18 protein-coding genes are annotated in these 19,328 nt (G+C 73.7%); 16 read left to right on the top strand and 2 right to left on the bottom strand.

The features are described 5' to 3' along the window. The first annotated feature begins 65 nt into the window (after positions 1-65). The 12 genes from F8568_RS26330 (at position 66) to ettA (ending at position 14,262) form a co-directional block, all read left to right on the top strand. Complete coding sequence (locus F8568_RS26330; protein ID WP_151596371.1) at positions 66-566, top strand: hypothetical protein; 501 nt, start codon at positions 66-68, stop codon at positions 564-566. Between the two features lie 2 nt (positions 567-568). After that, positions 569-1,567, top strand: coding sequence for a hypothetical protein (locus F8568_RS26325; protein WP_328601021.1), 999 nt, complete (start codon positions 569-571; stop codon positions 1,565-1,567). Then, a complete protein-coding gene (locus F8568_RS26320; RefSeq protein ID WP_151596370.1) occupies positions 1,564-2,025 on the top strand; it encodes a cobalamin biosynthesis protein in 462 nt (153 codons plus the stop codon). The genes F8568_RS26325 and F8568_RS26320 overlap by 4 nt, the downstream gene beginning before the upstream one ends. A gap of 75 nt (positions 2,026-2,100) precedes the next feature. Further along, positions 2,101-2,739, top strand: a complete 639-nt coding sequence (locus F8568_RS26315) for a precorrin-8X methylmutase (protein WP_151596369.1) — start codon at positions 2,101-2,103, stop codon at positions 2,737-2,739. After that, positions 2,736-3,794: an Rv2231c family pyridoxal phosphate-dependent protein CobC gene (cobC, locus tag F8568_RS26310; RefSeq protein ID WP_328601020.1), complete on the top strand. Its 1,059-nt coding sequence runs from the start codon at positions 2,736-2,738 to the stop codon at positions 3,792-3,794. The genes F8568_RS26315 and cobC overlap by 4 nt, the downstream gene beginning before the upstream one ends. A 10-nt stretch (positions 3,795-3,804) precedes the next feature. Beyond that, entirely contained in the window at positions 3,805-4,923 is a 1,119-nt protein-coding gene (gene cobT, locus F8568_RS26305; RefSeq protein ID WP_328601019.1) for a nicotinate-nucleotide--dimethylbenzimidazole phosphoribosyltransferase, read from the top strand. Between the two features lie 111 nt (positions 4,924-5,034). Beyond that, a complete protein-coding gene (cobA, locus tag F8568_RS26300; protein WP_151596368.1) occupies positions 5,035-6,273 on the top strand; it encodes a uroporphyrinogen-III C-methyltransferase in 1,239 nt (412 codons plus the stop codon). Then, the gene (locus F8568_RS26295) at positions 6,270-8,288 is read left to right on the top strand and encodes a GTPase family protein (RefSeq protein WP_328601018.1); all 2,019 of its coding nucleotides are present in this window, start codon (positions 6,270-6,272) and stop codon (positions 8,286-8,288) included. The genes cobA and F8568_RS26295 overlap by 4 nt, the downstream gene beginning before the upstream one ends. Beyond that, positions 8,285-10,024, top strand: coding sequence for a GTPase family protein (locus F8568_RS26290; RefSeq protein WP_236009161.1), 1,740 nt, complete (start codon positions 8,285-8,287; stop codon positions 10,022-10,024). The genes F8568_RS26295 and F8568_RS26290 overlap by 4 nt, the downstream gene beginning before the upstream one ends. An 85-nt stretch (positions 10,025-10,109) precedes the next feature. Next, positions 10,110-10,583 (top strand): single-stranded DNA-binding protein, encoded by a 474-nt coding sequence (locus F8568_RS26285; protein WP_151596367.1) that lies wholly within the window; start codon positions 10,110-10,112, stop codon positions 10,581-10,583. Between the two features lie 494 nt (positions 10,584-11,077). Next, the gene (locus tag F8568_RS26280) at positions 11,078-12,367 is read left to right on the top strand and encodes a GGDEF domain-containing protein (protein ID WP_151596366.1); all 1,290 of its coding nucleotides are present in this window, start codon (positions 11,078-11,080) and stop codon (positions 12,365-12,367) included. 230 nt (positions 12,368-12,597) lie between these two features. Next, positions 12,598-14,262 (top strand): energy-dependent translational throttle protein EttA, encoded by a 1,665-nt coding sequence (ettA, locus tag F8568_RS26275; protein WP_151596365.1) that lies wholly within the window; start codon positions 12,598-12,600, stop codon positions 14,260-14,262. Between the two features lie 71 nt (positions 14,263-14,333). Here the strand turns inward: ettA and F8568_RS26270 are convergent, their stop codons facing one another. Together F8568_RS26270 and F8568_RS50610 are read right to left on the bottom strand one after the other, a co-directional pair. Further along, on the bottom strand, positions 14,334-14,762 hold the full coding sequence (locus F8568_RS26270; protein WP_151596364.1) for a TetR/AcrR family transcriptional regulator: 429 nt from the start codon (positions 14,760-14,762) through the stop codon (positions 14,334-14,336). 24 nt (positions 14,763-14,786) lie between these two features. Beyond that, positions 14,787-15,026, bottom strand: a complete 240-nt coding sequence (locus tag F8568_RS50610; protein ID WP_328601017.1) for a TetR/AcrR family transcriptional regulator — start codon at positions 15,024-15,026, stop codon at positions 14,787-14,789. On the opposite strand from F8568_RS50610, the gene F8568_RS26260 reads away from it, so the two are divergent. The 4 genes from F8568_RS26260 to F8568_RS26245 all read left to right on the top strand — a co-directional run bounded on the left by F8568_RS26260 (position 14,952) and on the right by F8568_RS26245 (position 19,002). Beyond that, complete coding sequence (locus F8568_RS26260) at positions 14,952-15,485, top strand: cytochrome P450 family protein (protein WP_151596362.1); 534 nt, start codon at positions 14,952-14,954, stop codon at positions 15,483-15,485. The genes F8568_RS50610 and F8568_RS26260 overlap by 75 nt on opposite strands. Before the next feature lie 110 nt (positions 15,486-15,595). Further along, entirely contained in the window at positions 15,596-16,933 is a 1,338-nt protein-coding gene (locus F8568_RS26255; RefSeq protein WP_151596361.1) for an enolase C-terminal domain-like protein, read from the top strand. 101 nt (positions 16,934-17,034) lie between these two features. Continuing rightward, positions 17,035-17,472, top strand: coding sequence for an acyl-CoA thioesterase (locus F8568_RS26250; protein ID WP_151596360.1), 438 nt, complete (start codon positions 17,035-17,037; stop codon positions 17,470-17,472). A 108-nt stretch (positions 17,473-17,580) separates the two neighbouring features. Beyond that, entirely contained in the window at positions 17,581-19,002 is a 1,422-nt protein-coding gene (locus F8568_RS26245) for a S28 family serine protease (RefSeq protein WP_151596359.1), read from the top strand. Positions 19,003-19,328 lie beyond the last annotated feature (326 nt).

The raw sequence follows: 19,328 nt of genomic DNA, 5'->3' as shown, positions 1-19,328 counted from the left end.
GGGCCGGGCGCGGCCTCCTGGAGGCTCGACGCCCACGACAGCGCCCATGACGGGAAAGGACGGGCATGACCGGGACACAGGCGACGGAGGCACCGGCGGTACGGCGGACGCTGGTGATGCACGGCGCGGACACGGCGGACGCCGCCCGCCGCATGCTGCCGGACCTGCCGGACGACTGCTTCGCCCCCATCGGCCTCGACGCGCTGCGCGGCGCGGTCGCGGAAGGGCTCGCGCAGGTCGTGCTGGTGTCCGGGGTGGACGAGCAGGCCGCGATCGCGGGCGGCGTCCCCGCGCTCGCCGCGATCACCGCGGACATGGACGGCGGGTCGGCGCTGGCGGCCGGCGTCGAGGCCGCCGGGACGCCGCAGCGCGCCTACGAGCTGTGGGAGGCCGCCGGACGGCTCGGCCCGTGCGGGCGGGAACTGTGCCGGCGGACCGCCGGCGAGCTGGAACGCCTCGCCGCCGAGGCGGCGGGCGCGGCCGAGAGCCCGGTGGCGGCGCAGGTCGTGCTGGTCGACGCGAAGGGAGAGCGCATGGTGGGGATGTTCGGGCGGATGGCGCGGTAGCCGTGCTCACGGTCAGCGGCCGCGACGGCGCGCCGCGCTCCGGCACGGCGCTGGCGGCTCGGGCCTTCGCGCTGGCGGGCGTGCCCTGGGACGACGCGCTCGTCGTCTCCGCCGCGGAGTTCCGGCGCGCGGTGAACGCCTGCCGCGCGCACCCCAAGGTGGCCGTCCTGACGGCCCCGAGCACGGGGCCCGCCGAACTGGGACGCGCCCTGTTCCCGCAGACGCCGCGCTCCTTCATCGTGTGCGAGGACGTGGACGGGCCCGACGAGCGCGTCGTCCACGTCCGTCCGGCGGAGGCGACCACCCGGCCGTGGAACAAGCCGGACGTGGTCCTCGTGCTGGACAACCGGCGCGCGGAGGACGCGCCCACATGGATCGCGGGCCCGGCACTAAGGGAACCGGCCTGGGCACTGCCTCAGGAGGCCTTCCTTGGAGAACCGGCTCTCACACCGGAGGCGCGTGCGTTCGCCTTGGCGAAACTGGGGCCGCGCATAGGGGACATGGTGTGGGACATCGGTTCCGGTGACGGCTCGGTGGCCATCGAATGCGCGCGCTTCGGCGCGGCGGCCGTCGCTCTCGACCGCGACGACTCCGTCTGCGTCCGGCTGCGGGAGAACGTCCGCAGGCACGGCGTCCGGGTCGCGGTGTCGCGGGGCGAGATCGGCACGGTCGTCGATCACCTGCCCGTACCCGACGCCGTCTTCCTGGCGGACGCGTCCCCGGAGGCGCTCGCCACGTGCGCCGCGCATGCCCTGCGCCGTCTCGCCGCCACGGCACCGGTCGGCGCCGCCCCCGCGCTCATCGACGTCCTCGCAGGTCACGGGTTTACCGCCCGCGCCACGACCGTCCAGACGACCCCGCTCACCGGCCCCCCGGAACCGCCGTCCCCGATCACGCTCCTCTGGGCCGAACGCCCCGCGCCCGTCCCCGAACCGCCGGCCGCGAAGCGGATCAGGGGCATCGAGACCCTCCCGCCCCCGCCCGGACGCTCGGTCCTATGACCCTGGTGATCGGCGTGGGCGCGTCCAGCCGGGCGGACGCGCGGGAGATCGGCGACCTGATCGCCGCCGTGCTGGACCGCGACGACCTGCGCGGCGAGGACGTCGCGTGCGTGGCGACCGCCGAAGCGCGCGCGGGCACGGGCGGTGTCCGCGACGCCGCCCGAATTCTCGGATTTCACCTCGTCGCCTACCCTGTGGGCGTGCTGGCGCAGGTGGCGGTGCCGAACCCGGCGGAGGGCGTACGGGCCCGGACCGGGACGGCGAGCGTGGCCGAGGCGGCGGCCCTGCACGGGGCCCGCGCGCTCGGCGGCGACGCCCGCCTCGTCGTGGAGAAGCGCGCGACGGCGCGCGCCACGGCGGCGGTGGCCCGGATCGTCCCGGCGAACCCGATGATCCCGGCGAAGCCCGCGAACCCGGCGAAGGCGGGTCATGGCGACCGGCGACCCGTGAAACCCTAGGTGCCCGACGACGAACCCCCGGCGACCGCGAGGACCGACCGTGACCCACCCGACCGTGCTCAATCCGGAGGCGCAGTGACCGTACGCCAGCCCCACCCGATCGAGGTCCGGTCCTATGAGATCCTGCGCTCCCGGGTCGACCTGTCCCCGATGCCGCCGCTGTGGCGGGCCGTCGCCGAGCGGGTGATCCACGCCACCGCCGACCTGGAGTACGCGGTGGACCTGGTCACCAGCGAGGACTTCCTCGTCCAGGGCTGGTCGGCGCTGCGCTCGGGCGCCCCGATCGTCACCGACGAGCACATGACCGCCGCTGGGATCACCGCCCGCGAGACGGCCTGCCACGCCGACGACCCCGCGGCCGCGCGGATGGCGCGCGCCGCCGGCATCACCCGCCCGGCCGCCGCGGTCCGCATCGCCTACTCCGAGGTCGGGCCGGGCGCGGTCTGGGTGGTCGGCTCCGCGCCCGAGGCGATCTTCGAGATCATCGCGCGCCGGGTCCGGCCCGCGCTGGTCGTCGGCACGCCCGTCGGGTTCGTCGGCGCCGCCGAGGCCAAGGAGGCGCTGCGGGCCAGCGGGCTGCCGCAGCTCAGCAACGTCTCGGAGAAGGGCGGCCCGGCGGTCGCCGCCGCGGCCGTCAACGCGCTGCTGTACTTCGAGCAGACTCCGCAGCCCTTCGGGCAGGGCGGGTCCTCCTTCCGGCAGGGCGCGCCGTGATCGGGCACCGGCCGGTGGCCGCCGGCCCCGCCGACGACGCCGGCGAGGTCGACCTGCGCCACCACGGGGACGCCGAGGTCGGCGACGGGCTCGCCGACTTCGCCGTCAACGTGCGCACCGGCACGCCGCCCGCCTGGCTCGCCGACCGGCTCCGCGCGTCGGTCGCCGACCTGGCCTGCTACCCCGACCCGCGGCCGGCCCGGCGGGCCGTCGCGCGGCGGCACGGCCGCGCCGCCGAGGAGGTGCTGCTCACCGCCGGCGCCGCCGAGGCGTTCGTGCTGCTGGCGCGCGTCCTGAAGCCCCGCAAGGCGGTCGTGGTGCATCCGCAGTTCACCGAGCCGGAGGCGGCCCTGCGGTCCGCCGGGCACGCGGTGGAGCGGGCCGTCCTCGCCAAGGACTTCACCCTCGACCCGGCCGTCGTGCCGGACGACGCCGACCTCGTCGTGATCGGCAACCCGACCAACCCGACCTCGGTGCTGCACCCGGCCGCCGCGATCACCGCGCTGTCCCGGCCCGGCCGGACGGTCGTGGTGGACGAGGCGTTCATGGACTGCGTCCCGGGCGAGCCGGAGACCCTCGCGTCCCGGCTGCCCGCCGGGATCGTGGTGATCCGGTCGCTGACCAAGACCTGGGGCCTCGCCGGGCTGCGCGCCGGGTACCTGCTCGCCGACCCGTACCTGGTGAGCCGGCTGGCGGCAGCGCAGCCGCTGTGGGCGGTGTCCACGCCCGCGCTGGTGGCGATCGAGGCGTGCTGCGCGCCGGACGCGGTCGCCGAGGCTACGGCCTGGGCCCTCGACCTCGCCGCCGAACGCGACCGGCTGGCCGGCGAGCTGACCGCCCGGGGCCTGTACGTGGTGCCCGAGGCCCGCGCGTCGTTCCTGTGCCTGTGCGTGCCGGACGCGCTCGGCATCCGGGCACTGCTGCGGCAGCGCGGCTACGCGGTCAGGCGCGGGGACACCTTCCCCGGCCTCGGCACCGACTGGCTGCGCATCGCCGTGCGCGACCGCCCGTCCAACGACGCCCTGCTGGAGGTGCTCGGTGAGCTGGGAATCTGAGGGAGACGACGTGCCGGACAACGAAGCGGGCCGCATGATCGAGGAGACGCTGGCCGCCGTCGCGCCGCCCGACCAGGCCGCGATGGGCGAGGCCCGCGACCTGCAGGGCCGCCTGACCAAGCCGCCGGGGTCGCTCGGCGTACTGGAGGAGGTCTCGATCCGGCTCGCCGGGCTCGCCGGGCGGTGCCCGCCGCCGCTGCCCGAGCCCGCCGCCGTCGCCGTATTCGCCGCCGACCACGGCGTCCACGCACAGGGCGTCACGCCGTGGCCGCAAGAGGTCACCGCGCAGATGGTCGCGAACTTCGTGGCCGGCGGCGCGGTCGTCAACGCGTTCGCCAAGCAGGTCGGCGCCCGCGTCACCGTGGTGGACATCGGCGTCGCCGCGCCTTTGGAGCCGGCGCCCGGCCTGCTGTCCCGCAAGATCGCGCCCGGCACCGCCGACATGACGGCCGGCCCCGCGATGACCCCGGACCAGGCCCGCCGCGCCGTCGCGACCGGCATCGAGGTGGCCCGCGAGCTCGCCGCCCAGGGCGCCCGCTGCCTGATCACCGGTGACATGGGCATCGCCAACACCACCGCGTCCGCCGCGCTGGTCGCCGCGTTCACCGGCCTGCCGCCCGAGCGGGTCACCGGCCGCGGCACCGGCATCGACGACGCCACCCACGCCCGCAAGGTCGAGGTCGTCCGGGCGGCCCTCGCCCGGCACGGCCTCCTGGACGGCGCCGGCTCCCGCGACCCCCTCGGCGTGCTGGCGGCCGTCGGCGGCTTCGAGCACGCCGGGATCGCCGGGTTCGTCCTCGGCGCCGCGGCGCTGCGCGTCCCGGTCGTGCTGGACGGGGTCATCGCCGGATCGGCCGCCCTCGCCGCCGCCGCGCTGAGCCCCGACGCCCTCGCCGGCTGCGTCGCCGGGCACCGCTCCGCCGAGCCCGGCCACTCCGCCGCCGTCGATCATCTCGGCCTGCGCCCGCTGGTCGACCTGGAGCTGCGGCTCGGCGAGGGCACCGGCGCCCTGCTGGCGTTGCCGCTGGTCCAGGGCGCGGTGCGGGTGCTGCACGAGGTCGCCACCTTCGACTCGGCCGGGGTCACCGAAAAGGAGACCGCGCCCCGTAACGACATGATCTCGGAATGAGTCACGCTCGGCTATCGAACGGCCGGAGCCCCTCTCCATGAACTCCCCAACCCGAGTACCTTTGTTCCGCAAAGACACTTGTCCGTCACCGGCGTCCGAAAGAATCACCACGTGCCCCCGTACCTGCTAGGTCTGCGCCTTCGAGGGCGACGCGTCCTCGTCGTCGGCGGCGGCCGGGTCGCGCAGCGCCGCGTCCCCGCCCTGCTGGACGCGGGCGCCGAGGTCGTCCTCGTCTCGCCCGAGGTGACGCCCTCCCTGCAGGGCCTCGCGGAGGCCGGCCGGATCGCCTGGCACGCGCGCCCCTACCGGCGCGGCGACTGCGCCGGCGCCTGGCTGGTGCAGGCCGTCACCGACGACGCCAAGACCAACGGGGACGTCGTCGCCGACGCGGAGGCCGCCCGGATCTGGTCGGTGCGCGCCGACGACGCCGAGTCGTCCCCGGCCTGGACGCCCGCGAGCGGGCAGGCCGGCGACGCCACCGTCGGGGTGCTGCTCGGCGGCGACCCGCGCCGCGCCGCCGGCATCCGCGACGCCGTCGTGGACGGGCTGCGCGACGGCGCCCTGGAGTCCCGGAACTCGCGGCGCAAGCCGTCCGGCGTCGCGCTGGTCGGCGGCGGCCCCGGCGACCCGGGCCTGATCACCGTCCGCGGCCGGCAGTTGCTCGCGATGGCCGACGTCGTCGTCACCGACCGGCTCGCCCCCGGCGGGCTGCTGGACGAGCTGGCCGACGACGTCGAGGTGATCGACGCCGCGAAGATCCCCTACGGCCGGACGGTCACCCAGGACAAGATCAACGGCTACCTCGTCGAGCACGCCAAGCAGGGGAAGTTCGTGGTCCGGCTGAAGGGCGGCGACCCGTTCGTCTTCGGCCGCGGCGGCGAGGAGGCGCTGCACTGCGCCCGCAACGGCGTCCCGGTCATGGTGGTCCCCGGGATCAGCAGTTCGGTCGCGGTGCCGTCCGCGGCCGGTATCCCGGTCACCCACCGCGGCGTCGCGCAGGAGTTCCACGTCGTCTCCGCGCACGTCCCGCCGGGGCACCCCGAGTCCACCGTCGACTGGGAGGCGCTCGGCCGCGCCCGCGGGACGCTCGTGCTGATGATGGCCGTGGAGCGGATGGCCCTCATCGCGCCCGCCCTCGTGCGCTATGGTCGGTCGTCCGACACGCCGGTCGCCGTCGTCCAGGACGGCACGCTCCCGGGCCAGCGGACGCTGACGGCGACGCTGGGCACCGTGGCCGACGAGATGGCCGCCGGCGGAGTCCGGCCCCCGGCGATCGTGGTCGTGGGCGACGTGGTCGACGTGGCGCGAGAGATCGACATGATTCGAGCCGACTTGGGACGGGATCCGTGACACCCCCCGCAGAGCGAAGCGCGGTCCACGACGAGGAGGCGGGCACCGGACGCGGAGGCGACGACCCCGTGAAGCCCGCGTCCGGGAGCGCCATGCCCGAAGAGCCGGACACCCCCGCGTCCGCCGAGGAGCCCGCGTCCGGCGCCGGCGAGAAGCCGGAGCCCGGCGCCGACGAGGCGCCGGAAGGCGGCGGCAAGGCGCCGGGCGGCGATACGGCCGAGCGCAAGGCGCCGGGCGGCAGAGCGCGCGGAGGCGGTACGGCCCGGCCCCGGCCCGCGCCGTGGGGCGGCGCGACGGTGCGGCAGGGCGAGCTGGTCAGGGCGCTGACCGCGCTCCGCGAGCAGCTCGGCGCCTTCGACTTCCTGCTGGACGTCCCCGGGGTCGAGGAGGCCCGCGAGGCCCGCGACGAGCTGCGCAACCAGCTCGACGACTACGTCCTGCCCCGCCTGCAGGCGGCCGGCGCGCCGATGCTGGTGGTGCTCGGCGGGTCGACCGGCGCGGGCAAGTCCACGCTGGTCAACACGCTCGTCGGGGCCCGGGTGAGCGCCACCGGCGTGCTCCGCCCCACCACCAGCAGCCCGATCCTCGTCTGCCACCCCGACCACGTGCAGTGGTTCATGGAGGGGCCGATGCTGCCCGGCATGGGACGCGTCCGCGGCCCCGCGCCCGACGCCATCGCCGGCGACCAGCTGGTCATCATCGCCAGCGAGGCGCTCCCGCCCGGCCTGGCGCTGCTCGACAGCCCCGACTTCGACTCCGTCTTCGAGGACCACTACGAGTTCGCCACCAAGCTGATGGCGGCCGCCGACCTGTGGCTGTGCGTCACCACCGCCGCCCGCTACGCCGACGCGCAGGTGTGGCAGATGCTCCAGCGCGCCAAGGAGAACGGCGCCACCATCGGCGTCGTGCTCTCCCGCGTCCCGCAGGGCGACGGCCCCGGCGGGCGCGCCGGATCGGTCGGGCAGGCCAGCTCCGACGTCGTCGAGCACTTCGGCCGGATGCTCGACGAGCACGAGGTCGGCGACGCCCGCCGCTTCACGATCCCCGAGACCCGGATCGAGGAGAGCCGGCTCCCCGAGGAGACCGTCGAGGACATCCGCGCCTGGCTCACCGGCGTCGCCGAGGACGTCGAGGACCGCGAGATCGTCATCAGCGACACCCTCGCCGCCGTCCTCGACAGCTTCCGCACCCGCGTCCCCGAGCTGGCCCGCCAGGTCGAGGCGCAGGTCGAGCAGCGCGCCGAACTCGCCCAGCAGGTCGAGGCCGCCTACGGCACCGCCCTCGCCGAACTCGACGAGGCCACCCGCAACGGCTCCCTGCTGCGCGGCGAGGTCCTCGCCCGCTGGCAGGACTTCGCCGGCACCGGCGACCTGCTGCGCGCCCTGCACGTCCAGCGCGCGCGCCGCGGCCGGGGCTCCAGCCGGCGCCGCCGCAGCCCCGCCCGTGTGCGCGCGCTCAAGGCCGCGCTGCGCAGCGGCCTCGAATCGCTGATCATGTCGTCCGCCGAGCACGGCGCCGAGCAGGTCGTCGCCCGCTGGCGCGACCACCCCGCCGGCGGCACCGTCCTCGCCGGGCGCGGCGACGAGATCGGGCACGTCTCGCCGGAGCTGTCGCGCCGCGTCACCCGCGCCGTCAGCTCCTGGCAGGACCACGTCCAGGAGCTGATCCGCACCGAGGGCGTGACCAAGCGCTCGGTCGCCAAGCTCGTCTCGTTCGACACCGAGGCGGTCTCCCTCGTCCTGATGATCGGCCTGCTCGGCTACGGCACCTCCGACGTCGCCGTCGAGGGCGGCAACAGCGCCGTCCCGCAGCGGCTGCTCAAGGCGCTGTTCGGCGCCGAGTCGCTGCGCGGCATGGGCGCCAAGGCCCGCGCCGACCTGCGCAGCCGCATCGGCATGCTGTTCGACGAGGAGGCCATCCGGTTCGGGCAGGTGCTCGACGGCGCCGGCCTGCCCGACGAGACCGTCCCCGTCCAGCTGTACCAGGCCACCTACAACCTCGAGGTCGCCCGATGACCACCTCGGCCCTGCCCGCCGGCTCGCCGACGAGCCCCGGCGGCATCCCGGTCCCCGGCACGGACGTCCCCGGCGCGCACCCGGCGGTGCCCGCCGGACGCGCCGAGCCCGCCGCCCCCACCCTGACCGACCGGCTCAACGGCCTGGACCGCCTCGTCCAGGCCGGCGCCGGACGGCTGGACCGCCCCCTCCTCGAGGACGCCGACGCGCTGCTCGACCGGGCCGGCCAGCGGCTGCGGCTGTCCGGCGAGCACACCGTCGTCACCCTCGCCGGCGGCACCGGCAGCGGCAAGTCCTCCCTGTTCAACGCCATCTGCGGGCTGGAGCTCTCACCCACCGGCATGCGCCGCCCCATGACCTCCAAGGCGCACGCCTGCGTCTGGGGCCTCGACGGCGCCGGCCCCCTGCTGGACTGGCTCGACGTCGACAAGCGGCACCGCTACGCCCGCGCCAGCGCCCTCGACCTGGAACGCGCCGACAGCTCCCTGCAGGGCCTCGTCCTGCTCGACCTGCCCGACCACGACTCCGTCCAGGCCATGCACCGCGCCGAGGTCGACCGGTTCGTCGCGATCGCCGACCTGCTCGTCTGGGTCGTCGACCCGCAGAAGTACGCCGACGCCGCCCTGCACCGCAACTACATCGTCCCGTTCGCCCGGTACGCCGGCGTCACCCTGATCGTCCTCAACCAGGTCGACCGGCTCGCCCCCGACGAGATCGACGACTGCGTCGCCGACCTGCGCCGCCTCCTGGAGGCCGAAGGGCTCGCCCAGCCGCGCATCATCACCACCTCCGCCGTCGCCGAGGACGGCGTGCACGGCTTCCGCGACGTCCTCGTCGACACCGTCGCCGCCCGCCGCGCCCGCAGCGAGCGCCTCGCCGCCGACGTCGACCGGGTCGCCGAGCGCTTCGCCGAGCACCGCTTCACCGCCGAGCCCCCCGCCGCCGTCGACGAGGGCCGACGCACCGAGCTCGTCCAGGCCCTCAGCGACGCCGCCGGCGCGCCCGCCGTCGCCGAGGCCATGGAGAGCGCCTACGAGCTGCGCGCCGCCGACTTCGTCGGCTGGCCCGTCAGCGCCCTGATCACCCGGCTCCGCTCCGACCCGCTGCGCCGGATGCGCCTCACCGAGCTGCGCGAGGAGCTCCGCAACGCCTTCACCGGCCCCATCGGCGCCCAGCAGGGCGACGTGGACAACGCCCTCGCCGGCGTCACCGACGGCATCACCGGCGAACTGCCCGTCCACTGGGCCCGCTCCGTGCGCGCCGCCGCCCGCTCGCACGCCACCGAGATCCCCGAGGCGCTCGGCGAGTCCCTCAAGGAGGCGCTGCCCACCTTCAACCAGGTGCCGCGCTGGTGGTGGCTGATCAAGACCTGGCAGTACTTCCTGGTCCTCGTCGCGGTGCTCAGCGTCATCTGGATCGGCGTCCTGGTCGCCTACGGCGTCCTCGAGATCGGCGGGGACGACCCGGGCGGCCTCATCGGCCAGGCCGGCCTCATCCCCTACGTCGCCGTCCTCGTCGTCTGCACCCTCGGCATGGGCTGGCTCACCGCGTCCGCCTGCCGCAACCTCGTCGCGCTGTCCTCGGCCAAGCACGGCGACAAGATGGAAGAGCACATGCGCGAGGGCATCGAGCGCGTCGCCCGCGACAAGGTCCTCGAGCCCGTCGCCGCCGACCTGCGCGTCTACGCGGGCTTCCGGCACGACGTGGACATCGCCCTCGGCCGCCCGCCCGCGTAGTTATCCACATTTTCCACGGGGCTGTCGCGCACGGTGACGGCTCGGGCACCGTTGGTTCCGCAAGCCACGAATCAACGGAGGACTCGTGAACGAAGCGCACGTCACCGTCATCGGCTGGACCGCCGCCGAGCCCTACTACATCGTCACCGGCAACGGCACGCCGTTCCTGTCCCTGCGGGTCGGCTGCACGCCCCGCCGCTACGACCGCGAGACCGGCTCCTGGCAGGACCTCGACACCATGTTCCTGACCGTCAACTGCTGGCGCGGCCTCGCCGACAACGTCAACGCCTCGGACTTCCGCCGCGGCACGCCCGTCCTGGTCACCGGCCGGCTCCGGGTCCGGCAGTACGAGCGCGACGGCCAGTGGCGGTTCTCCGCCGAGGTCGAGGCCAGCACCGTCGGCCACGACCTGAGCCGGGGCACGGCCGACTTCCGCCCCGTCCAGCGCGGCGGCGCCCTCACCGACGAGGACCGCCAGGCCGCACGCGACGCCGCCGACCAGTGGGCCCTGACCGCCCCGCCCGACACCGAAGCCGAACCCGCCACTCAAGCCGCCTGACTTCGAGCCCCGGCGGGCGGGGGCGAGCGCAGGCGCGGGACGGGCCTTGAGGGCTGGGGTGGAGGGGGCGAAGGGGGCGTGGTGAGAGGAAGCCGCCGGGAGACGGAAGGAAGAGTGCTGTGCGGGCGAGGGTTCGAAGAGTCACCGGGGCCGTGCGGTGAGTGAGGGGTGGTGTGCACAGGTCCACGACGGGCGCCGGGGCGTCCGGATGGGGAGGTCGGGCCTTGAGCGGACGGGGGCGCGGCCGGCAGATCGATCGCTGCCGGTCTTCGCCCCCGCGCCGTCGGGGTCCTGCGGCCCGCCTAGATCCAGGAAACGCCGCGCATGGTGTTGCCCCCCTCAGGATGTGCCGAGGTCCGCGGATCCGCGGCCTCCTATGCATGGTGCCCAGAACGGTCACCAGCATGTGCCCTACCGAAGGTACCTGTTTCCCGCCCGTTCCGCACACGTTGCAACTATCGTGTTACACAACGTGATGCGTGTAAGGGGGAAGGATGACGGCAGTGCAGTCGTCCGCCGAGGACCGGGGCGGGGAACTCACCCGCGTGCCCCGCCGCCGATCGCTTCTGGGGCGCCCGTCCCTGCTCGTGGTCTATGTGCCGGCGGTCGTCGCCGTCCATCTGGGGCTGATCGTCGCCCTGCTGTTCCGCACGCCCTTCCGGCTCCACGACGCGGCGGCCTTCGCGGCGCTGCTGGCGTGCGGAGCGGTCTGCATCGAGGGGTGCCGCCGCCTCGGCATGCCGGCCGGGGTGGCCCGCGACCTCCTGTCGGCCTGGTGGCTGCCCGTCGCACTGCTGCTGCCGCCGCTGTACGCGCTGCTGATCCCGATACCGATGCAGGCGCTCCTGCAGTTCCGGGTGCGCCGGACCCTCGTCTACAGGAGAGGTCTGGTCGCTTCGGCCCACGGCATCGCCGGGGCATGCGCCTCGCTGGTGTTCCACTGGGTCGTTCCAGAGCCGCTGGAGGGCGCGCCGCACTGGGTGGTGCAGGCGTATCCCGGCATCCCGGCGGCGGTGGGCTGCGCGGCGCTGTTCACCATCGTCAACACGGCCCTGGTCGCGGTGGCCGCGCACGCCGCCAACCCCGAGAGCCGCTGGCGCGACGTCCTCTGGACGCGCGAGATCCTGCTGCTGGACGTGGTGGAGCTGTGCGTCGGCATCCTCGTCGCGATCACGAGCGCGCTGACGCTCGGGCTGCTGCTGCTGGCGCTGCCGCCGGTGATGCTGCTGCAGCGCAGCCTGATGCACCAGCAGCTGCAGGCCGCCGCGCGCACCGACGCCAAGACCGGGCTGCTGAACGCGGCGGCCTGGCAGCGGGAGGCCGACACCGAGCTGTCCCGGGCCCAGCGCACGCACGACGCGCTGGCGCTGCTGCTGATCGACATCGACCATTTCAAGCGGGTGAACGACACCCACGGCCACCTGATCGGCGACCAGGTACTCGTCGGCGTCGCCAGCACCCTCTGCCACCAGCTGCGCGACTACGACGTCGTGGGCCGGTTCGGCGGCGAGGAGTTCGTGGTCCTGCTGCCGGGCGCCGACACGGTCGAGGCCTGCCGGGTCGCCGAACGCCTGCGCGGCCGCGTCCGCCGGCTCGCCGTCCCCGCGGAGGAGGGCACGGTCACGGTCACGGTCTCGGTCGGCGTCGCGCTGTTCCGCACCCACGGGGAGGACCTCATCGAGCTGCTGGCGGCGGCCGACCTCGCCCTCTACCGCGCGAAGGAGTCCGGCCGCGACCGCGTCTGCCTCCCCGCCGTGGACACCCCCCGCCCCGGCGAAGCCTGATCCCCTCCGCGGCGCCAAGGCCCGCTCCTCCGCAGCGCCGAGGCCTGCGACCGCCGGTGGTGAGTCCTGCGACCGCCGGTGGTGAGGTCTGCGCCTGCCGGTGCCGAGGGCCGTGCCCGCAGGGCCCGCGGGTCACCCGCCCGGCCCAGGGGTCTCCCCGCCGGGGATCTTCGGGTCGGCGTGGGGTGGAGGGCGACGAAATGGTGGTGGCGACCCCCTAGTCTTGAAACATGGCCGAGTACATCTACACGATGCAGCGAGTGCGCAAGGCACATGGCGACAAGGTCGTCCTGGACGACGTCACCCTGTCTTTTCTTCCGGGCGCCAAGATCGGCGTTCTCGGGCCGAACGGCACCGGTAAGTCGACGCTGCTGCGCATGATGGCCGGTCTGGAACAGCCGTCCAACGGCGACGCGCGCCTGATGCCGGGGTTCACCGTCGGCATGCTCCAGCAGGAGCCCCCGCTGAACGAGGAGAAGACCGTCCTCGGGAACGTGCAGGAGGGCGTCGCCGAGACCAAGGCGATGCTCGACCGGTTCAACGAGATCGCCGAGAAGATGGCGACGGACTACTCCGACGAGCTCATGGAGGAGATGGGCAAGCTGCAGGAGCAGCTCGACCATCGCAACGCCTGGGACCTCGACAGCCAGCTCGACCAGGCGATGGACGCGCTGCGCTGCCCGCCCGGCGACGCCGACGTGTCGAAGCTGTCGGGCGGTGAGCGGCGGCGGGTGGCGCTGTGCAAGCTGCTGCTGGAGGCGCCCGACCTGCTGCTGCTGGACGAGCCCACCAACCACCTGGACGCCGAGAGCGTGCAGTGGCTGGAGCAGTTCCTCGCCAAGTACGAGGGCACCGTCCTGGCCGTCACCCACGACCGGTACTTCCTGGACAACGTGGCGACGTGGATCCTGGAGCTGGACCGCGGCCGCTGCTACCCCTACGAGGGCAACTACTCCACGTACCTGGAGAAGAAGGCCGACCGGCTGAAGGTCGAGGGCAACAAGGACGCCAAGCGCAAGAAGCGCCTGCAGGAAGAGCTGGAGTGGGTCCGCTCGAACCCGAAGGCGCGGCAGACGAAGAGCAAGGCGCGCCTGGAGCGCTACGAGGAGATGGCGGCGGAGGCGGCCAAGACCCGCAAGCTGGACTTCGAGGAGATCCAGATCCCGCCGGGTCCGCGCCTCGGCAACACGGTGATCGTCGCGGACAAGCTGGGCAAGGGGTTCGGCGACCGGTCCCTGATGGAGGACCTGTCGTTCAACCTGCCGCCGAACGGCATCGTCGGCGTCATCGGCCCGAACGGCGTCGGCAAGACCACGCTGTTCCGGATGATCGTCGGCGAGGAGCAGCCGGACTCCGGTGAGCTGCGGCTCGGCGAGACCGTGAAGGTGTCCTACGTCGACCAGGGGCGCGGCGGCATCGACCCGAAGAAGACGGTGTGGCAGGTGGTCTCCGACGGCCTGGACCACATCAACGTCGGGCAGGTCGAGATGCCGTCCCGCGCGTACGTGGCGGCGTTCGGGTTCAAGGGGCCCGACCAGCAGAAGCCGTCCGGGGTGCTGTCGGGCGGTGAGCGCAACCGGCTGAACCTGGCGCTGACCCTGAAGCTCGGCGGCAACGTGCTGCTGCTGGATGAGCCGACCAACGACCTGGACACCGAGACGCTGTCCAGCCTGGAGAACGCGCTGCTGGAGTTCCCCGGCTGCGCCGTGATCACCTCGCACGACCGGTGGTTCCTGGACCGCATCGCCACGCACATCCTGGCGTGGGAGGAGGGCTCGAACTGGTTCTGGTTCGAGGGCAACTTCGCCGACTACGAGAAGAACAAGATCGAGCGGCTGGGCGCCGACGCCGCCCGCCCGCACCGGGTGACGCACCGCAAGCTCACCCGCGACTGATCCGCTGACGGACGGCCGCGCCGGCGCCTCGATGGTGCCGGCGCGGCCGTCCGGCTTTCCGGGACCGGCCGTCAGGACGGGATCCGGCTGAGGATCATGGCGACCCAGGTGGTGACGAGCGCGTCGTCGTCGACGCCGATGGGGTCGGTGCCGAGGAGGGCGCGCAGGAGCCGGGACGACAGCAGCGCGCCGAGGCCGACCGCGGCGATCGCGTCGGCCTGCTCCGGGGGGACGCCCGCGCGGTCGCGGAGCCAGCCGGCGAAGCCGCCGTAGGTGGTGCTGATGATCTGCTGGACGGCGTCCTCGACGAGTTCGGGCCGGGCGCGGGCCTCGGAGGCGACGATGCGCAGCAGCTCGGCCTCGTTGTCGAGTTCGGTGAGCGCGTAGCGGGCGGTGAGCGTCAGCTCGGTGCGCGGGTCGCCGACCCCGGCGAAGACGTGCCGGATGTCGCGCAGGGCGGCGATGCGGCCGATGTGGCGTTCGATGCCGGCCTTCAGCACCGCCTCCTTGCTGCGGAAGTGGTGCTAGATGCCGCCGGCGCCGGGCGTCAGGCCGACCGCGCGCTCGATCTGCGTGACGCTCGTGCCCTTGTAGCCGTTGCGGGCGAAGAGCTCCATCGCGACATCGATGATGCGGTCGCGGGTTGACGTCGTCGGCGCGGGCGGCCGGGCGACGACTTCATCAGCGCCATGCTCACGGTGCCGGACGGGCTCGCGCTCGACGAGATCGCGAGCACCTGCGTCCTGCTGCTGGCGGCGGGGCACGAGACGACCGCGAACCTCATCGCCAACTCGGTGCTGGCGCTGCTGCGCGATCCGGCGCAGCGCGAGGACCTGGCGGCCGATCCGGGACGGTCGGTCGAGGAGCTGCTGCGCGTGGAGGGGCCGGTCAGGCAGGTCGTCCGGACGGCGCTCACCGACCACCGGCTCGGCGGCCGGGACGTCCGCGCGGGCGAGGCCGTCCGCGTGCACCTCGACGCGGCGAACCGGGCTCGGGGGCCGCTGGACCTGGCGCGGGGGCCGCTGCCGCATCTGGCGTTCGGCGGCGGCATGCACTACCGCCTCGGCGCGGCGCTCGCCCGCATGGAAGCGGTCGAGACCCTGCCCCGCCTGTTCGCGCGCTTCCCCGGCATGGCCTTGCGGTCGTACGAGTGGCGCGACTCGTCCACCGTCCACGCCCTCACTCACCTCCGCGTCTCCGGGCTGGGACGAGGTGTCGATTGATCCAGTACGAGCATCGGACGATGCGCAAACAGTGTTGGACGGGTATCACCGCAGGCTCCTATCGTCCGTGAGGTGGGGTCGACGGGGACAGCCGGGAGGTCGGGACGACGATGAGCACGCCCAGGATCAGCGAGATGCGGGTCGTGCCGGTCGCCGGCCGCGACGCGATGCTGCTCAACCTCAGCGGCGCGCACGCGCCGTTCTTCACCCGGAACCTGCTGCTGCTCACCGACGAGTCCGGCAACACCGGCGCCGGCGAGGTGCCGGGCGGCGAGGCCATCCGGCGGACGCTGGAGGACGCGCGGGACCTCGTCGTCGGACGCCGGATCGGCCGGTCCGACGAGGTGCTCAGCGGCGTGCGGGCCGCGTTCGGCCACCTGGACGCGGCCGGGCGCGGCCCGCAGACGCACGACACGCGGGTCGCCGTGCACGCGCTGACCGCGATCGAGTCGTGCCTGCTCGACCTGATGGGCAAGCACCTCGGCGTGCCCGCCGCCGCGCTGCTCGGCGACGGCGTCCAGCGCACGCGGATCCCGGTCCTCGGCTACCTGTTCTACGTCGGGGACCGGCGCCGCACGGACCTGCCCTACCCGGAGCCGGAGGACGGCGCGGACGGATGGCCGCGCGTCCGGCACGAGGAGGCGCTGACGGCGGACGCGATCGTCCGGCAGGCGGAGGCGGCGCGGGACCGGTACGGCTTCGCCGACTTCAAGCTGAAGGGCGGGGTGCTGCGTCCCGACGAGGAGGCGGAGGCGGTGGTGGCGCTCGCCGCGCGGTTCCCGTCCGCGCGGATCACGCTGGACCCGAACGGCGCGTGGTCGCTGGACGAGGCCGTCCGGGTCGGCCGGGACCTGGCGGGCGTGCTGGCCTACGCCGAGGACCCGTGCGGCGCCGAGCGCGGCTACTCCGGCCGCGAGACGATGGCGGAGTTCCGCCGCGCGACGGGGCTGCGGACCGCCACCAACATGATCGCGACGGACTGGCGGGAGCTCGGGCACGCGATCCGGCTCGACGCGGTCGACATCCCGCTCGCCGACCCGCACTTCTGGACGATGCGCGGCTCGGTGCGGGTGGCGCAGCTCTGCCAGGCCTGGGGGCTGACCTGGGGGTCGCACTCCAACAACCACTTCGACGTGTCGCTGGCGATGTTCACGCACGTGGCGGCGGCCGCGCCCGGCGACATCACGGCGATCGACACGCACTGGATCTGGCAGGACGGGCAGCGCCTCACCCGCGACCCGCTGCGGATCGAGGGCGGCGAGGTGGCGCTGCCGGACGCCCCCGGCCTCGGCGTGCAGATCGACGAGGAGCGGGTCGCGGCGGCGAACCGGCTGTACCGCGAGCACGGCCTCGGCGACCGCGACGACGCGGCGGCGATGCGGTACCTCGTGCCCGGCTGGACGTTCGACCCGAAGCGCCCGTGCCTGGTCCGGGACGCCCGGGACTGAGCAGGGCGCCCGCTCGGGACGCGGCCACCGGCCGGTAACATCGGGCCGACCGGTGCAGACCCCCGTCGCCGGCCCCAGGCACCCGACCCCCAGGCGAGGACATGCAGCAGACCGACCTGCCCGCGGCCGAGTACCGGCACGTCTACGAGTTCAACATCCGGTTCGGGGACATTGACTCCCAGGGCCATGTGAACAACGTCAAGTTCCTCGGCTACCTGGAGGACGCGCGCCTGGAGATGCTCCACGGCGACCCGGTGCGCAAGGGCGAGCAGCCGGTCCGCGGCATGGTGATCTCCCGGCACGAGATCGACTACAAGCTGCCGCTGCTGCCGACCGTCTACCCGATCCGCGTCGAGACGTGGGTGACCGAGGTGCGCGCAGCGTCGTTCAAGCTGGCCTACGAGGTGCGCGATGACGAGAACGTCTACGCGACCGCCACCTCGACGCTCGTCGCGTTCGACGTGGAGGCGAACCGGCTGCGCCGCTTCACCCCGCAGGAGCGCGAGTTCATCGGACGGTACGTCGTCCCCGCGGAGTGACCGGCGCAGTCACGGATAAGTAACAAGCGCACCAGGATCCGCTTTCGCTGCAGATATCCCTCTAGTGTCGCGTCGCGAAATGTGGCGAACCCACGTGGAAGGGATGAAATGCGGCGCATCTCACGAGGAGCGATCGCCCTGCTGCTCGCCGCGGGCATGGCCGGCACCGGCGCCACCGCGGCGCAGGCGGCGACCCCCGCGACGGCCGGCGAGGCGGCCCAGTCGGACGACATCCTCGCCCGGCTCAAGGCCATCCCCGGCATGCAGGTGACGGAGAAGGCCTCCACGATTCCCGGCTACCGCTGGTTCTGGCTCGAGTACCGCCAGCCCGTCGACCACCGCCACCCGAACGGGAAGTGGTTCGAGCAGCGCATCATGCTGCAGCACAAGTCGGCGGACCGGCCCATGGTGCTCTACACCAGCGGCTACGACACCCCCGAGACCATGTTCACCGCCGAGCCGACCGCGCTCGTCGACGGCAACCAGATCTCCGTCGAGTACCGCTACTTCACCCCGTCCCGGCCCGAGCCCGCGGACTGGACGAAGGACACGATCTGGCAGGCCGCCACCGACGAGCACCGGATCATCGGCGCGCTCAAGACGATCTATAAGGGCAAGTGGATCTCGACCGGCGCCAGCAAGGGCGGCATGACCGTCGTCTACCACAAGCGCTTCTACCCCCGCGACGTCGACGGCAGCGTCGTCTACGTGGCGCCCAACGACGTCGACAACAACGCCGACGGCGCCTACGACAAGTTCTTCAAGACCGTCGGCACCGACCCAGAGTGCCGCACCCACGTCGAAGCGCTCGCCCGCGAGTTCCTCAAGCGCCGCCCCGCGATGCTCGAGCGGTTCAAGGCCGCCGCCGCGCAGAACAAGTGGACGTTCGACATCCTGCGCACCCCGGACCGCGCGTTCGAGAACTCCGTCATGGACTACGTGTGGGGCTTCTGGCAGTACCACCTGCAGTCGGACTGCGCCTCGCTGCCCGCGGTGAACGCCTCGGACGACGACCTCTACAAGACCCTCGACGACATCTCCGGGCTGTCGTTCTACACCGACCAGGGCCTCGCCCCCTACATCCCGTACTACTACCAGGCGGGCACCCAGCTCGGCTGGCCGTCGCCGAAGTTCACCTACCTGCGTCCGCTGCTGCGGTACGAGAGCAGCTACCAGCCGCGCACCTACGTCCCGCGCGACATCCCGATGCGCTTCGACAACGGCAAGGCGATGCGCGACATCGACACCTGGGTCAAGCGGCACGCCGACCACATGCTGTTCCTCTACGGCCAGAACGACCCGTGGGGAGCCGAGCCGTTCCGCCTCGGCGGCGGCAGCCGCGACTCCGCCGTCTACGTCGCCCCCGGCATGAACCACAGCGGCCGCCTGATCGGCTACCTGCCCGCCGCGCAGCAGTCGAAGGCGAAGGCCGACGTGCTGCGCTGGGCCGGCGTCCAGGCCCAGGCCAAGACCCTCACGACTGGGCCCTCCGCCGACGACCCGTTGGAACTCCAGCGCCCGCCGATGTGACCCAGGGGGACGACCCCCTGGAACCCCCCGTCGCGGTCGACAGGCGGTTTCCCGCGCCGCTGGCGCTCCGCGCGAAACAGCCTGTCGCCCGTCGGGCGGGGCCGCTCCACTCGCTAGCGCTCCCTCCGCGTCCCCGCCCGTGAGGTGGCTGAGGTAGCGGCCCCGAACCTTCGATCAACGGGTGCCTGAGCCGGCGCGCGAGCGCGTTATCTGAGTGGTGGGGGCGATGCCGGAGGCGAGCCCCCACCGCGGAGCTCGCGAAGCGAGGTCGCGCTCGCCCAAGCAAGGTCAGGGTGCGAGCCGCTAGGCGAGCGCCCTGGGCCTGG

Source organism: Actinomadura physcomitrii (genome assembly GCF_008923205.2).
GTDB classification, from domain to species: Bacteria; Actinomycetota; Actinomycetes; order Streptosporangiales; family Streptosporangiaceae; genus Spirillospora; species Spirillospora physcomitrii.
The sequence above is the reverse complement of the archived record's forward strand: the minus strand, read 5'-3'. Positions and strand labels throughout refer to the sequence as shown.